Genomic DNA, 14,881 nt, shown 5'->3' on the forward strand with positions numbered 1-14,881 from the left:
ACGAGCCGCCGCGGCCCGTCAGGGGGTGGGGATGTGGCAGAGGCGGAAGGCGTACGGGGGTTGGCCGCCGCACTCGCGGAGATCAAGGAGCGCAGCGGGCTCAGCTACCAGGAGCTGGGGCGGCGGGTGTTCACCAGCCGGTCCACGCTGCACCGCTACTGCACCGGCCGGGCGGTGCCCGGCGACTACGGTCTGCTGGTCCGCGTCGCCGAGGAGTGCGGAGCGGGACCGGAAGAACTGAACGAGCTGCTGCGGCACTGGCGGACGGCCACCGGTCGCGACCAGACGCCCACCGCTTCACCGGAGGCAGACGACTCCGGCTCCCCGGACCGCTCCAGCTCTCCGGCCCGCTCGCCCTCACATCTGATCGGCTCTCCGAAGCCGAGACCCCGCACTCCGGCCGTGCGGTTCGTACTCGCCGCCGTCGTGGCCCTGTGCGTCCTTGGTGGCGCCGCGGCCAGCACGCCGCGCGATGAGGCGGACCGGCGCGTGCCCGCTCCGACAGCCGGGGCCTCGGCCCCTTGGGCCGAGGCCCCGAAGGCGGTCGGACCGGAGATGTTCGGAGTGACGATGAACAGCTCCAGCGGGGCGACACCCTCCTTCCGAGTCGGCTCCCTGCGCCTGTGGGACAGCGAGACGCGCTGGGCCCAGCTGGAGCCCAGACAGGGAAAGTACGACTGGTCCACCCTCGACCGGCTGCTTGACGCCGCCGAACGCGACCGGCTGCCCACCTTGTTCGTCTTCGGCGGCACCCCCGCCTGGGCAGGGCCCGATGCACGCAGGGCCGCCTACCCGGACGGCTCACGGGCGGCCCCGCCGGACGACCTCGCCGACTGGGACGCCTTCGTCCGCGCCCTGGTGCGGCACGCGGGCGGCCGGATCGACGCCTACGAACTGTGGGTCGCGGCCAACCACCCCCACCACTACAACGGCAGCGTGCGGACCCTGGTGGAGATGACTCGCCGGGCGAGCGCCATCCTTCGGGCCGACGACCCCGGCGCGACCTTGGTCTGCCCCTCGATCACCGGGCTGTGGGACCAGAAGGCGCACGACTACCTGCTGCGCTTCGCCGAGGCGGGCGGCTACCAGTACTGCGACGTGGCGGGCGTCAAGCTCTACCAGCGCCGCGTCACCGACCCTCCGGAGACCATGCTGGACGCGGTCCTGAGGATCGAGCGGACCTTCCACCGCGCCGGATACCACCTGCCGTTGTGGAGCACGGGGACCACACAGTCGCTGCCCCTCAACGATCCGCTGGACGAGGACACGGCGGCCGATCAGGCGGTCCGCTTCTACCTGACCGGTCTGTACGCCCGGAACCGCGGCGTGGCCCGTATGTACTTCTACGCCTGGGGCAACGGCAAGCTCCCCCTCGTGCTCCAGGCGGAAGGCCAACCGCCCACCAAAGCAGGCGAGTTCGTGGGCCGCCTCCAGCAGTGGCTGTCCGGCGCGCGCCTGCGCGGCTGTGGCAGCGGCCCGCAGGCCGACCTCCCGGACAACGTCTGGCAGTGCGAATTCCGCGTATCCGACTCCGCAGGCCGGTCGCGCACCGCCCACGTCCGCTGGACCCACACCGGCACCGCCGAGGTGCCCAACGGGCCCGGCGCGGAACGTGTCCGTCAACTAGACGGCTCGGCCGAGCGGGTACGACCGGGAGACATCCGGCTCATCACGGAACGGCCCGTGTTGATCGAGTACCGGGGGATCCACGCATGACTGAGACGGCGGCGTCGCCTCGCGGACGTCGGTAATCCGTTGCCAACGGCATGCCGAGCACGAACGCTGAGCTGCCCCGAGTTTCGTAGAGTCCGATCTTGATTGGTTCAGGCGGACTGGGGGGTTTGCTTCTGGCTCTGCCAGAAGGCTTCCTCGTACTCGGCCGGTGGCCGGCCCGCCCCGTTCTGCTCCCGGGAGCCCCCGTGCGGGTGAATCCCGGGCTCCGCCCGAACTGCCGCCGGCCCGGGGTGCGTCGTGCCGGTCATGGAAGCGATCAACGAGGTGCACGTGTCCGAGCCCAGCCTGGTCGTCATCGACGTCGCCGCAGCCGACGACGAGACCGCCTTCACCTTCCACGCGGCCCTGGCCGCACGGTGGGCGACCACATCCGTGGAACGCACCACCCGGGACGCCGGCCAGCCGGGAGTGCGGCTGCGCTGCTACCTCGACCTGCGCCAGCCCACGGGCACGCCCGGCCCCCGCAATGGCCTCTGCTGAGGGAGCCGGGCGAGGAAGAAGGACTACCAGGCGTGCGGGGCACCGGCCCACGGGCAGCGGCCAGTGAAGCGTGAGCGAGAATCCAGTCCGTGACGACCGACCGCCGCCCACCGGCCACCTGCCCGTGCACACCACCGCTGCTGAGCGCGCTCCGCGTGCCCAGCTCGCCGCCGAACACCTGCCCACCACCCCCACCACCCCCCCAAGCAGCGCTTCGCCCGGACGGACGCCGCCCCTTGGGAACCGGCCCCGACAGCACCCCGGACAGTCCGTCTCCGGCTGCACCGAACAGCTGATGGACATCCCGGAGCCGGGAGCGGGCGCCTTCCACACGGACGAGGAGCACCACGCCGCAACACCCGGCATCGAGACCGAGTTCGCCGCCCTGCGCTGCTTCGCCCTCAAGATCCACTAGGCCATTTCGCCACGACCACCTTGATCGTTCGCAGGACATACGAATCGCGATCAAGTCCGTCGTAGCCACTACGCCAGCTCCTCGGCCGCGGCGCAGATCCGCGTCGGTTCACCTCCGCTCGCGCAGAGAGGACATCGCGCCGACGGGCAACCCCATCAGCAGCGACGGCTCACTTCCGCTCGTGCGGAGAGGACGGCGCTACCCTCACGGCCGAAGACGGGCACAGCGACTCACCTCTGCGGAGAGGACGTCATCTCGCCGGGGAGCATCGACCGGCGGAAGGCTCACCTCCGCTTGCGCGGAGAGGGCAACACGCCGCGAGGCGACCGTCCCACAGCCGACGGCTCACCTCCGCTCGCGCGGAGAGGACACGGGGGTGACCGACGCCTCCGGGAACGTCACCGGCTCACCTCCGCTCGCGCGGAGAGGACGCGCGCATGAGGGCGCGGAAGTTGGGGCCCGGCGGCTCACCTCCGCTCGCGCGGAGAGGACGCGTTCTTGTCCCACATGACGTGGGCAACGGCCAGGTTCGGACCCGGCTGAACCATGCCTGGGTTCGGCTGGCGCACGACGCCTGGGAGGCTGCCGGTGGTCCAGTACTCACGGTGATGCCGGATGTGGGCGGCGTTGATGTCGTGTCGTGGGTCGACGGTCAACTGGCGACGAGCGTGGTGGGTGAATGCGTCGATGATGTAGAGGTCGTCGGTGAGGTAGAGGGCGCCGTTGTCGAACTGGATGTGGCAGTTCGGGCACAGGCACAGCAGGTTTTCGATCCGGTCCGGGCCGTTGTGGGGATGACCGACGGCCTGGATGTGCGCGCCTTCACTGTAGGCCCCAGCTGGCCCGGGGACGCGCAGCACGGTTTCACACATCTGGCAGCGGTTGCCGTACCACTGCTTGACGGTCTTCACGATGCCGGTGTCGCGGACCTGGCTGTCAACGACCGTAGACCGGCGCCGCACCGGCACTACCTCCGCAGTACTTGCCGCCGTCGGCTGCTCCGCCGTGTCGTCCTCGATGCCAGCTAGGGCCGACGCAGAGTTGTGGCCGCTGGGCGGGCTGCTGATCTCCTTGCTGTGCGAGTGGATGATGGTGCGCAGCTGCGCATCGACATCCTCAACTACCGCGCTGATGTTGGTGCCCCGCGGCCCGAGCAGAGACTGGACGTCCAGACATGACCGCCGCGCCAGATCCCATGCGGCCTGAAGGTGCTGGGGCCGGATCAAAGAGCTGCGGTCTGCTACCGCCAAGACGGAGGCGATGCGGTGGGTGTGGGCATGCGTGCGCACGAGCATCGCGTCAGGGCCAGCCCCAGCGAAGGCCTTTTCATAGCGGCGGATGGTGTCCAACATTTCCGCGGCCGTGGCGTCCAGGAACACACGGGGGCGCTCTGACAGCGCCCATGCTCGCGCTTGAGCGAGTTCGGTCAGTGCCGCGCCGTCCATGTCCACAGACCCCGGGGCCGGGACAACGGACCGACGCCGGAAAAGCATGAGCCGGGACGTGGTCGCGGCGTCCAAACTTCGGGTGGCCTGCTCCCACGCTTGCCGGGAAGTCTCCCAGAGCACTCCTACGGGGGGAGGCGTCACAGGGGCGGACTGCTGCCACTTGTCGGGCCGGTACTCCTTGCCATCCCAGGCCAGTCTCAGGAAGACATAGTTGTGCAGGCTGACCCGGCGGCCTGTGGGAGGCCGATACAACGGATCGCCAGTCAGCAGCAGGGACCGCTCGTGTCCGGCCTCGGCCGTTCCCAGAAGAGCGTCGACGGCCTCATATACCTTCCGCTCACCCGGCTGAGAATGCAGGTGCGGCGGGCCGACCGTTTCCTCTTCGAAGCCAGCTTGCCGCAGCTCCCTGCTCAGAGAGGGCGTGTACTGATTCTCGTCGGACAGGAAAACCCCCCACACCAGGACGGGCCAATCTATCGACCGCGCGGCGGGAGCGATGGCCGCCGACCACCAGCACACCGCAGCGGCGAAGGCGTCTTGTGCGTCGACTCCGCGGCGCGCGTGTACCTGCCGGGCAATATTTCCCAAAGGCCCGGGCAGATGGCCAGCGTCGGACATCTGGCTTCCCCTTCTCTAGGTCTTCGTTCAGGCGCAGCCTGCGCCGGGGCGCTGCGCCCAGACTGCCGCTTGGCGGTGCCGTCTGAGGGCCACCGGCTGTGGATCGCACATAGGATCGCATCCTTGCAGCGATGCCTGGTTCGGTGATCATGGAATTGCTGGTGGTCTCCGTACCGCCTCAGCCGTCGCCGTCCCCTGCGTATCCGCCCCGGCGGTGGAGCGCGGCACTCAGCGGTTCACTGTCGGGGGCTCGTCGATGCCGCGGTGGCGCCGCAGGTCGGCCTGCGGCTCACCTCCGCTCGCGCGGAGAGGACACCACCAACGGTCCGAACAGCGGCCACCGCTCCGGCTCACCTCCGCTCGCGCGGAGAGGACGTCCAGTGGAAGCCGATGGCGACCCAGCCCATCGGCTTACCTCCGCTCGCGCGGAGAGGACTGGCTCACGTCGAGCATCGGCTCCTGGTGCTCCGGCTCACCTCCGCTTGCGCTGAGCCCGGTCATGAGGTAGCCGAACCCGGGCGGCTCACCTCCGCTAGCGCGGAGAGGACGCTCCACGGAATGGGAGCGGAAGTTCCAGGAGTGACTCACCTCCGCTCGCGCGGAGCGGGCGCTTCGTCACTGTCAGGGTATGGGGCGAGACCCTGGCTCACCTCCGCTCGCGCGGAGAGGACGCCGGCGTCCCCCGGTACCTGTACGACCGGCCCGGCTCACCTCCGCTCGCGCGGAGAGGACAACGCCTGCACATGTGGCAACGCGGGCGAGTGCGGCTCACCTCCGCTCGCGCAGAGAGGACCGGGCCCGACCCTTGTCGGCGTAGATGATCTCCGGCTCACCTCCGCTCGCGCGGAGAGGACCGGCCGGGAGTTGCCTGCCATGGGCAGACCTCCGGCTCACCTCCGCTCGCGCGGAGAGGACGAACGGCTCGGCGTCGACCAGGTGGTGCCCCGCGGCTCACCTCCGCTCGCGCGGAGAGGACGAACGGCTCGGCGTCGACCAGGTGGTGCCCCGCGGCTCACCTCCGCTCGCGCGGAGAGGACCGACTTCCGAGGTGTCCGCTCAAGCCGACGACCGGCTCACCTCCGCTCGCGCGGAGAGGACACCCGTACTGCCGTCATCACGGTCCCGGACGGCGGCTCACCTCCGCTCGCGCGGAGAGGACCGTCCATGGGGGAGCTCGCGGTCTACGGGGAGCGGCTCACCTCCGCTCGCGCGGAGAGGACCGTCCATGGGGGAGCTCGCGGTCTACGGGGAGCGGCTCACCTCCGCTCGCGCGGAGAGGACATTTACTGACCATCGGTCAGGCGGGACTATGACGGCTCACCTCCGCTCGCGCGGAGAGGACGCGCGACCGTCGAGGTCTGGTCCCCCGGACAACGGCTCACCTCCGCTCGCGCGGAGAGGACTCGATCCACAGATCCGCCAGGAAGCCGTTGGTCGGCTCACCTCCGCTCGCGCGGAGAGGACCGCACCGGACGGTCCCTGAACAGGCGTTTCGTCGGCTCACCTCCGCTCGCGCGGAGAGGACGGCACCGCCCTGCGCCTGGTCGTCGTTGCTGGCGGCTCACCTCCGCTCGCGCGGAGAGGACACGTACGGCGCCTCCACCAGCTCCTTCGCGGCCGGCTCACCTCCGCTCGCGCGGAGAGGACGTCGCCCTTGGCGAGGGTTTCCTTGCAGAGTTCGGCTCACCTCCGCTCGCGCGGAGAGGACCCGGGGTGGCCCCGCCCAAGTTGGGCGGGGTTCGGCTCACCTCCGCTCGCGCGGAGAGGACGGTTTCGCGGATCCACCGGTTGACGGCTGCGGCGGCTCACCTCCGCTCGCGCGGAGAGGACAACCCGGTTTTGAGCGGCGCCGCGCCCCAGCCCGGCTCACCTCCGCTCGCGCGGAGAGGACGGCCTTGCGGGCGCGCTGGGCGAGTTCGTCGGCGGCTCACCTCCGCTCGCGCGGAGAGGACGCCCTGAAAGCCTTCACCACGGCGACCAGCCGCGGCTCACCTCCGCTCGCGCGGAGAGGACTCGTGCCGGAACAGCCGCGCCGTACGTCGGACCGGCTCACCTCCGCTCGCGCGGAGAGGACCAGGGCGTTCTCGATCCGGGCGAGGCGGACCGCGGCTCACCTCCGCTCGCGCGGAGAGGACGTCAAAAGGTTGTACGGCAACCCCAGTCAATCTGGCTCACCTCCGCTCGCGCGGAGAGGACCAGATCCATCCCAACCACAGCTCCAAGGGGAACGGCTCACCTCCGCTCGCGCGGAGAGGACGACACGGTTGCGTTCCGTGTCGTCCGCACCCGCGGCTCACCTCCGCTCGCGCGGAGAGGACAGGCGGCGATCTGCTCGTGCGAGGACCAGACGCGGCTCACCTCCGCTCGCGCGGAGAGGACGCAGAGCTGATCGAATCGCATCATCGCGCCATCGGCTCACCTCCGCTCGCGCGGAGAGGACGCCTGGTCCGCGGCCTTCGTCGCCGCGTTCGCCGGCTCACCTCCGCTCGCGCGGAGAGGACAGAACCGCAGCCAGGGCGGTGCCGATCGGCACCGGCTCACCTCCGCTCGCGCGGAGAGGACGTTCCTGACCGTCTTGGGGGCGTGGTTGGGCAGGGCTCACCTCCGCTCGCGCGGAGAGGACGCCGTGCGGGTCCGATGTGGCCGGGCGTCCGGCGGCTCACCTCCGCTCGCGCGGAGAGGACGGGAGAGGTCGAGGCCGACCATCAGCGGGCTCCGGCTCACCTCCGCTCGCGCGGAGAGGACCTCTGAGCCTGCCGAGGCTGGACATGCAGGAGCGGCTCACCTCCGCTCGCGCGGAGAGGACGTGAGGTTGCCGAACTTGTTGTCCACGTGCAGCGGCTCACCTCCGCTCGCGCGGAGAGGACGTTGTGGGCGGTGAGCCAGCCCTGGTGGGCGGCGGCTCACCTCCGCTCGCGCGGAGAGGACACCGCGTCCATCACGAGCGCGCCCTCTGTCAGCGGCTCACCTCCGCTCGCGCGGAGAGGACTCGTGCTGTTACTTCCGCGGGCCGTTCTGCGACGGCTCACCTCCGCTCGCGCGGAGAGGACACGAGTTCAGCGTCGACCACTTCCGCGGGGATCGGCTCACCTCCGCTCGCGCGGAGAGGACGTCTTGTGTCCATGCCGGATCAGATAGAGACGCGGCTCACCTCCGCTCGCGCGGAGAGGACACCAGCAGGGCCTGGGGCAGCGGTACTACCTGCGGCTCACCTCCGCTCGCGCGGAGAGGACTTGACCGCGGTGAGGAGCAGCAGGAGGACGGCCGGCTCACCTCCGCTCGCGCGGAGAGGACGCAGCCGGGGCAGGTGCGGATGAAGCGGCCGGCGGCTCACCTCCGCTCGCGCGGAGAGGACCTCCTCGCCTGCAACCAGCCCTTCCAAGACCTCGGCTCACCTCCGCTCGCGCGGAGAGGACGTAGTTGTTCCAGGTCGCCACCATGGTGAACAGGGCTCACCTCCGCTCGCGCGGAGAGGACGTCCGAGGCAGAGAAGTGGAAGGCGCAGGCCCGGGCTCACCTCCGCTCGCGCGGAGAGGACCAGTCACAGGAATTCCACCTCTACGTCGTCTCCGGCTCACCTCCGCTCGCGCGGAGAGGACACCGACACCGCGAAGGTCAGTGCCCTTCTGGTCGGCTCACCTCCGCTCGCGCGGAGAGGACCCTTTCCGACCTGCAATGTTAGAGGGGGTTTGCTGTTTCTTGACCTTCCTTTCGGAATGCGACGAGGGTGAGGCCGTCGAAGTCGAGTGGGGTGCGACGTTGTTTTCCGGCTGTGCGGAGTTCGAAGCCTTGTTCGTTGTTGCTGGGGTAGGCGAGGACGGCGGTGCCGTTGCCGACGCAGGCGGTGACGGAGGCCCAGAGTTCGTCGCGTACGCGGGCGGAGACGGTGCCCACGTAGAGCTCGGGGGTGACCTCGAGGAGCCATCGGGTGAGGGCGCCGCGGAGGTGGTCGGGGACGGCTGTGGTGGCGAGGACGGTCATCGAGGCCATGGGCGCCGTGCCTTCCGGTTGAGGGATGTCATGAGGCTCCGCCGTGGTTGGTGCCGCCGGGGATGGCACCGGCCACGGGGTCCCAGAGATCGACGAGTTCCTCCTCGGGGTCGGGTTCTGCGCGGTCGCCGTCCGGGTCGAGGAGGGACTGGATGTCGTGGACGATGCGCGGCAGGAGCCGGAAGAGGCGCAGACCGTTGCGGAAGGAGCGGCGTGCTTCCGCCTCCGGGTCGGTCGAGGCGTTGAGGGAGAAGGCCAGCGGGATGGTCAGCTCGGCCTTGTAGAGGTCGGCGATGTCATAGACGAAGGCCTGCTGGTTCCCGCTGTGGACGAACCCCAGGGCGGGTGAGCAGCCCAGGGCGAGTACGGCTGCGTGGACGATGCCGTAGAGGCAGGTGTTCGCGGAGGAGAGGGCGAGGTTGACGGGGTCCTGGGTGTCCCACTGTGCGGGGTCGTAGCTGCGGCGGAAGCGGCCGATCTTGTACTGCTGGGCAAGGAGTCTGTACTGCGCCTTGACGCGCTGTCCTTCCATGCCGCGCAGCTGGGCCAGCGAGGTGCCGGGCGGCACGGAGCCTGTGCCGAAGCGCCGTTCGTACATGGCGGTGGCGACGGCGAGCCGCTGGTTGTCGTCGGCCCATGAACGGGCCTGGCGCTCGAGCCAGACGGTGGTGAGGGAGTCCGGCTGGGTTGCGGCGTAGCAGCGGACGCCGCCCGAACCGGTGACGACCACGGTGGTGCCGTGACGGGCCAGGGTGGCCAGGGCCCGGGCGGTGATGGAGGTGCCGGGGCCCAGGAGTACGCAGCTGAGGGCGGCGGTCGGCAGGTGGACGGTCTCCCTGCCCCGCCGGTCGCTGGTCACTTCGGCCAGCACTCCGGTGTCGTCCTGCAGGACGCGGACGACGTCCAGGTAGAGGAACGACAGGGAGTCCGCGAAGCGGGGCAGCATGGCCACCGTGGGGGCGGCGAGTCTGCGGCGGCCGGCGGGGGAGGGAGGCGCGGTCATGCTCGGGTGCCGCCTTCGCGGGTTAGGGCGGGGGCGATGGTGAGCAGGCCGCAGCCGTAGGCCTTGCCGCGCCCGATGCCGTCGGTCAGTTTCGCCCGGAGCCGGTCGGGATCGATGACGGCGGCGGTGCCGTCGAAGCGGGTGCGGGCGTGGCGGATGCGCTGCTGGTCGGCGCCGCGTTGGCCGCGGATGCCGGTGGCGCTGTCGAGGGGCTGGGAGTGCAGGGTCAGCACCTTCAGACCGGCGGTGTCGGCCTGCCGTATCCACCACTCGTCGGCGTGGGCGCCGGCGAGTGGGACGACGGCGGGCAGGTGGTAGAGGGCGCGGGTGCTGGCCCCGGGCTTGCGGACCGGACTGGCGACACAGCGGAAGTGGATGTTCGCGCCGGAGCGCAGCGCGCTGAGGAGCGGGCCGATCTCCCGGACGGCCGCTGTGCCGTAGTCCTCGGGGAGCCGGCCGAGGTCGGGCTGGTGGCGGGACTGCATGAGGATGTACGGGCCGGCGGGGGAGTCCTCCACGCGGTGCAGAACGCCCAGTGCCGCCCGTGGGTCGGGGCCGGCCTCGTCGGGAAAGAGGGACATGAGCCGGCGGTGCAGCCCGACGGCGTTGCCGAGGTCGCGACGGGCGTCGCGGGAGGCGGCGTGAGGGACGATCCGGGTCAGCCAGACGTCGTTCATGGACGGCTCCCCTCGCTGGTGCGGAAGTGGCGGTTCGCGTACTGGCCGAGGGCCTGGAGGTAGTCCGTGCCGAGACCGCCCCACTGGTCGGCGGGCGGGGTGACCGTGCGGCGGTACAGGGGCCGGGCCCGGTAGCTGCGCCGGGTGGGGTGGAAGGTGACGGGCTGGTCGTTGAGGCTTGTCGACGGGTGGGCGGCTTCTGCCGGGTCGCAGGCGTGGACGCCGTCGGGCAGCGGCAGCCGGTCGAGCGGGCTGTCGGAGAGGAAGTCGACGGCTCTGGTGGTGCTGCCGGTCCGGGGCGCCGGTGCGGCGAGGGGGAGACGCACCAGGTGGTGCAGGCAGTCGTCGACCAGGGCGAGGAAGAGGGGGCCGGTGGGCGGGCAGGCGCGCCGGCCCAGGAACAGAGGCCAGCGCGGGGTGCGCAGGGCACTCTCGCACTGGGCGAGCAGGCCGGTCTCGGTGGGGCTGGTGACGGCGACGGTGAAGGCGGCGTCGGCGAGGTAATAGCGGTGGGACAGCAGTGTGGTGGTGTCCCCGGAGCGCTTCTTGCCCTGGGCGGTGGTGACCGTGGCAGCGGCGGGCAGGCCGCCGCCGACGGTGTGCAGGTCGCGCAGGAAGACCCCGGGCCGGTCCACGCGCACGGTGAGACCGAGCCGCGCCAGATCGTCGACGGGCTCCTCGCGGCCGCGGCCGAGCGCAGCGGCGAGCAGGCCGAGGACGCCGGAGCGGGTGGGGAACGCGGCCGTGTCGCGCTGGTTGAAGTGGCTGTGGTGGCCCCAGGACTGCAGGGGACCGGCACAGTGCAGCAGCAGTCCCGGCACCGCCGGGGCCGGCGCCTGCGCGTCGGCCCCGGCGGTGGTGTCCTGCGCGGGGACGGTGGTCGAGCTCACGCGGCGGCCCCGGAGGCGGTGGTGAACGCGGTGCGAACGGCGGAGCCGATCAGGGCGTTCAGGGAGGCGTGGCGCTCGCCGAGCCCGGTGTGGCCCTTGTGGTCGAGGCCGGTCCAGCCGGACTGCAGGATGCCGGTGGTGCCCATGAAGGAGTTCACGGCCTCCGCGTAGGCGGACAGGGTGTCGCGGGAGGTGGCCGCGTAGCCGCCGTCGCCGGCCGCCTGCACCGGCTTCTCGAAGGCCGCGGCGAGGGAGAGGGGGCGGTCGGAGCGGACCGTGAGGTGGATCAGGTCCGGCACGGTGTGCGGGGCGGTGGAGTTCTTCTTCGCCTGGGGCAGGGATGCGACGAAGGACTGCAGGAACGCCTCGGCCAGCTCGCGAGCCGCCGCCAGGTCGCCGTCGAGGTTGGCGGCGAGCTCCTCCAGGTCCATGGTGGCGTACCGGTAGAAGGTGCCCGCGCTGAACTCGGCGTGGCCCATGTGGGCGCTGCCGCTGGAGTCGTTCCAGTCGGCGGTGACGTCGTCGACGGCGGAGAAGTAGTCGATCTCGACGTCGGTCTGGTGCGTCGTCATGGCGTGCGCGACCTGGACGGCGCCGTCCACACCGGCGTTGTCGACCTCGGCGAGCATGCGGCCGAAGAGGTTGATGACGCCGTTGCGGGACCGCAGGATCGCCGTCACCCGCTCCTTGGGCACGATGCTCTTGTCGGTGGTCTTCTTGATGTCCTTCGCGGCCTCGAGCTCGGCCCGCATCTCCTCGGCCAGGTCGGCGAGCTCGGCGACGGCGGTCTGCGGCACGTAGACCATGGCGTTGCCGATCACCTTGTTGGCCTGGACCTGCTTCTCCTTCTCCTCCAGCTCGAACTTGATGCCGCTGGCGGCCGCCAGGTGCCCGCCGGCCCGCGCGGCCAGCTCCGCGGGCCAGCCGCGCTCCTCGGTCAGCAGGCGGCTCACACGCTCCCCGATCCGGCGGGTGCGCAGCGCGGTCTGGCCGACGCGCTGCTCGAAGTCCACGCGGATCGCCCGCTTCCAGCACTGGCTGGACACGCGGGTGCGCAGGACGCCGCCGTACTGGACGGTCTTGACCGAGTTGGTGTCGTCTCGATTCAAACAGGCGTACGGAACGGTCTGCAGGACGTGAGCGCAGAGGAAACGGGCGGACGGCTTCTGGGACACGAGAACTCCTCGAGAAAGAGTGTGGATGACGAGTGGTGGTGCGGCGGCCGGGGCTGGAGCGAACCGCCCGAGGCGGGGCCGGATCAGGCGTCGGTACCGGTCGGCGGCTCCTCGGCGTCGGCCTGGTCGCGCAGGCGGCGCTCCTCCTCGTGGAGGCGGCGGTAGAAGTCCTGCAGCCAACGGCGGGCGACCCGGCCGGAGTGCCGCCGCCAGTCGACGAGATCCTGCAGCAGCCGTGCCCAGTCGACGGGCACGTCCAGCGAGCGCAGGTAGCGGACCGAGGCCGGAAGGTGCCGGTGCAGACCCGGAAGGCCCTGCTTGCACAGCAGGTTCAGCCGGCTCTCCGCGGTGCCGCGCCGCATCTTGCGCTCGTGGCCGGGGCTGCGGACGACCGCCAGCGCGAAGGCTGTGCCGAGACTCGAGCCGTACTTCCGCTCCCTTTCGGCCTCCTGGGCGGCGGCCGCCGTCTCTGCCGTCTCTGCCGCCTTTGCGGCCTGGGCGGCTTCCTGCCCGGCCGTGGTCTCGTCGACGTCGGTGGCATCACCTCCGCGGCGTGCCTGCTCGGCGATCATCGCGGCAACGGCGTAGTACGCCCGCTGGGTGTCCTCGGACACGTCCTGCGGCACCAGATGGGCGATCACCTGGTGCATGCGCGGCACCGAGTCCAGATCCTTGCGCACGCCGGACCGCAGCGCGCTTCGCGCACCCGGGTCGCCCTCGCACTTCGCCAGCACGGCCCGCGTGAAGGCGCGGTAGCGGTCGAGGCGGGTGGGCTCCTCACCGGAGCGGGGAGCCGGAACTGCGGCGGTGGGCGGGGCCTGTGTGGTCACCGGGATCTCCTTCGGGTCAGCAGGCTGGTTCATGCCGCGGAGCCCTTGCCGGGCTTGCGGGAACGGGAATCGCCGAACAGTTCGACGCGGGCCTCCTCCACGGCCCGGGCCCCGCGCTGGGTGCGTGTCACCGAGGTGGTGACCTCGTCGAAGGCGAGGATCGCGAGGCCGAGGAACACCTTGCGGGCCGTGTCGGCGTCGAGGCCTCCGTCCAGGGCGGTCCCGGTCCGGTCCAGCAGACGGAACCGGTTCCAGAACTCGGCTTCCGCCGCGAGCCAGTACCGGGCGGCGCCCTCCTGGGCCCAGGCTTCCGCGCTGTCCTTCGGATCGTTCACATAGGTCCGCCAGGCCCGGCGCAGGGCGCGGTCCAGGCGGTTGCCGAACCGCTCGCCCGTCGCACGCAGCCGGCCGACGGCGGGCTTGCTGCGGGCCGAACGCTTCTCGGCGAAGGCAAGAACCGGCGGCGTCACGGAATCGACGAACTGGGTGTCCTTGGCCTGACCGTCCTGCTCGAAGCCCAGAGCATGCACGCGCAGGTCCAACGGCAGCTCGACGGCCCACTCGAACACCTTCGGCCGCCGCGGCTGAGCGACGCCGGGCGGGTCGATCAGCAGCAGCGCGTCCAGGTCCCGCCACAGCGCCCGCTGCGAGTCCGCCGGCCGCGGATAGACGTTGCCCTGCTTGCTGATCTGCCAGATCAGGTAGTCGTCCTCCGGCCGGGCACCGCGGCCCTTGCGGTACGCCCAGGTGATGTAGGCGTCCCGCACCAGGGAGGGGTCGTCCTCGTCGGGCACCAGGAGCAGGGCGTGCATCGAGGCGGCGGTCAGACGCGAGCACGGCCCGGTCAGGGCGGCCGGCGGACCCTCGGGGTCGGGAAGCTCGTCCCACTCCCACGGGCACCGGTCCTGCTCCGGGTCGACATTCTCCTCCGGCGGAACCAGACCGGCCAGCAGCGTCTCGAAGAGCGTGGCGCCCTCCGGGTGGTACGACAGCGCCGACCGCAGAGGGCCTGCCGTGGCGCTGGCGCTCTTCGCCCCGCCGACCTCCCGGGACGAGCAGCGTCCGGACGGGCCGTAGTAGTGCCAGGTCAGCAGGTTGAGCAGGGCTTCGGACGCGGACAGCGGTTCGGGGCGGGTGTCCAGGCTGTGCTTCCACCAGGAGTGGTTGTTGCCCGACGGCCTGGTCACCACCAGCTTGTTCACCCCGGCCGTGCTTGCCGCGTCGCACTGCTGCACCAGCCGCGGGTCCTGCATCCAGGGGCGGCCGTCCGGGTTCGTGTCGAAGAGGAAGAACCGGTCACGGTAGGTCTCGGCGTACGCCTTGATCCTGTCCTCCGGGAGCATGCCTTCCGCCAGGAGCTCCTCCCGCCGCTCCAGCCAGTCGTCCGGCCCGGTCCTCGCCTCGTCCAGTCCCGTCACGCGGCTGGTGAGGGCGTACAGGACCCGCAGGAACGCCGAATGCGCCGGCGCCTCCGCGATGGCCAGACACTCGATGTCGTGACTGCGCAGCAGCAGCTCCAGCAGGCCGACCTTGGAGGGCAACTCTTCGGCACCTGGCTGCTGCTCGGCGTGCGGGGCCCAGCGGACGGGGATGAAGGGTTCGTGAAGGATGTTCATTGTCG

Annotated in this window: 10 protein-coding genes, 1 pseudogene and 2 CRISPR repeat arrays; of the genes and pseudogenes, 3 read left to right on the forward strand and 8 right to left on the reverse strand. The window is 71.0% G+C overall.

All coding sequences use genetic code 11. The features are described 5' to 3' along the window. Positions 1 to 33: 33 nt before the first annotated feature. The 3 genes from ACIRFH_RS32780 to ACIRFH_RS32790 all read left to right on the forward strand — a co-directional run bounded on the left by ACIRFH_RS32780 (position 34) and on the right by ACIRFH_RS32790 (position 2,629). Positions 34 to 1,716 (forward strand): helix-turn-helix domain-containing protein, encoded by a 1,683-nt coding sequence (locus ACIRFH_RS32780; protein WP_403528932.1) that lies wholly within the window; start codon positions 34 to 36, stop codon positions 1,714 to 1,716. A gap of 264 nt (positions 1,717 to 1,980) precedes the next feature. Then, positions 1,981 to 2,214: a DUF6207 family protein gene (locus tag ACIRFH_RS32785; protein WP_403528935.1), complete on the forward strand. Its 234-nt coding sequence runs from the start codon at positions 1,981 to 1,983 to the stop codon at positions 2,212 to 2,214. A 70-nt stretch (positions 2,215 to 2,284) separates the two neighbouring features. Further along, positions 2,285 to 2,629, forward strand: a complete 345-nt coding sequence (locus tag ACIRFH_RS32790) for a hypothetical protein (RefSeq protein ID WP_403528939.1) — start codon at positions 2,285 to 2,287, stop codon at positions 2,627 to 2,629. A 280-nt stretch (positions 2,630 to 2,909) separates the two neighbouring features. After that, positions 2,910 to 3,122: direct repeats of the CRISPR family, unit length 29 nt; unit sequence CGGCTCACCTCCGCTCGCGCGGAGAGGAC. Between the two features lie 277 nt (positions 3,123 to 3,399). Here the strand turns inward: ACIRFH_RS32790 and ACIRFH_RS32795 are convergent. The 8 genes and pseudogenes from ACIRFH_RS32795 to casA form a co-directional block, all read right to left on the reverse strand. Beyond that, positions 3,400 to 4,695 (reverse strand): annotated as a pseudogene (locus ACIRFH_RS32795) (hypothetical protein); the annotation flags it as partial. A gap of 285 nt (positions 4,696 to 4,980) precedes the next feature. Next, a CRISPR array of direct repeats spans positions 4,981 to 8,355; the repeat unit is 28 nt; unit sequence GGCTCACCTCCGCTCGCGCGGAGAGGAC. Between the two features lie 18 nt (positions 8,356 to 8,373). Next, positions 8,374 to 8,685, reverse strand: a complete 312-nt coding sequence (gene cas2e, locus ACIRFH_RS32800) for a type I-E CRISPR-associated endoribonuclease Cas2e (RefSeq protein ID WP_403528942.1) — start codon at positions 8,683 to 8,685, stop codon at positions 8,374 to 8,376. A 28-nt stretch (positions 8,686 to 8,713) separates the two neighbouring features. Next, on the reverse strand, positions 8,714 to 9,688 hold the full coding sequence (gene cas1e, locus ACIRFH_RS32805; RefSeq protein WP_403528945.1) for a type I-E CRISPR-associated endonuclease Cas1e: 975 nt from the start codon (positions 9,686 to 9,688) through the stop codon (positions 8,714 to 8,716). Next, positions 9,685 to 10,365, reverse strand: a complete 681-nt coding sequence (gene cas6e / locus ACIRFH_RS32810) for a type I-E CRISPR-associated protein Cas6/Cse3/CasE (protein ID WP_403528948.1) — start codon at positions 10,363 to 10,365, stop codon at positions 9,685 to 9,687. The genes cas1e and cas6e overlap by 4 nt, the downstream gene beginning before the upstream one ends. Beyond that, positions 10,362 to 11,186 carry a type I-E CRISPR-associated protein Cas5/CasD gene (gene cas5e / locus ACIRFH_RS32815; protein ID WP_403528977.1) on the reverse strand — a complete coding sequence of 275 codons (825 nt, stop codon included), beginning with the start codon at positions 11,184 to 11,186 and terminating at the stop codon, positions 10,362 to 10,364. The genes cas6e and cas5e overlap by 4 nt, the downstream gene beginning before the upstream one ends. A gap of 65 nt (positions 11,187 to 11,251) precedes the next feature. Next, positions 11,252 to 12,430 carry a type I-E CRISPR-associated protein Cas7/Cse4/CasC gene (gene cas7e / locus ACIRFH_RS32820; RefSeq protein ID WP_403528951.1) on the reverse strand — a complete coding sequence of 393 codons (1,179 nt, stop codon included), beginning with the start codon at positions 12,428 to 12,430 and terminating at the stop codon, positions 11,252 to 11,254. Positions 12,431 to 12,513: 83 nt separating this feature from the next. Then, positions 12,514 to 13,293, reverse strand: coding sequence for a type I-E CRISPR-associated protein Cse2/CasB (casB, locus tag ACIRFH_RS32825; RefSeq protein ID WP_403528954.1), 780 nt, complete (start codon positions 13,291 to 13,293; stop codon positions 12,514 to 12,516). Beyond that, positions 13,290 to 14,876 carry a type I-E CRISPR-associated protein Cse1/CasA gene (gene casA / locus ACIRFH_RS32830; protein WP_403528957.1) on the reverse strand — a complete coding sequence of 529 codons (1,587 nt, stop codon included), beginning with the start codon at positions 14,874 to 14,876 and terminating at the stop codon, positions 13,290 to 13,292. The genes casB and casA overlap by 4 nt, the downstream gene beginning before the upstream one ends. Positions 14,877 to 14,881: the final 5 nt, after the last annotated feature.

Source organism: Streptomyces sp. NPDC093586, from assembly GCF_044764905.1.
Lineage (GTDB): Bacteria > Actinomycetota > Actinomycetes > Streptomycetales > Streptomycetaceae > Streptomyces.

Excerpts from the sequence above, each read along its gene's own strand:
- ACIRFH_RS32785 (WP_403528935.1), top strand. The coding sequence starts at position 1,981 with ATGGAAGCGATCAACGAGGTGCACGTGTCCGAGCCCAGCCTGGTCGTC.
- cas2e (WP_403528942.1), bottom strand. The coding sequence starts at position 8,685 with ATGGCCTCGATGACCGTCCTCGCCACCACAGCCGTCCCCGACCACCTC.
- cas1e (WP_403528945.1), bottom strand. The coding sequence starts at position 9,688 with ATGACCGCGCCTCCCTCCCCCGCCGGCCGCCGCAGACTCGCCGCCCCC.
- cas6e (WP_403528948.1), bottom strand. The coding sequence starts at position 10,365 with ATGAACGACGTCTGGCTGACCCGGATCGTCCCTCACGCCGCCTCCCGC.
- casB (WP_403528954.1), bottom strand. The coding sequence starts at position 13,293 with ATGAACCAGCCTGCTGACCCGAAGGAGATCCCGGTGACCACACAGGCC.
- casA (WP_403528957.1), bottom strand. The coding sequence starts at position 14,876 with ATGAACATCCTTCACGAACCCTTCATCCCCGTCCGCTGGGCCCCGCAC.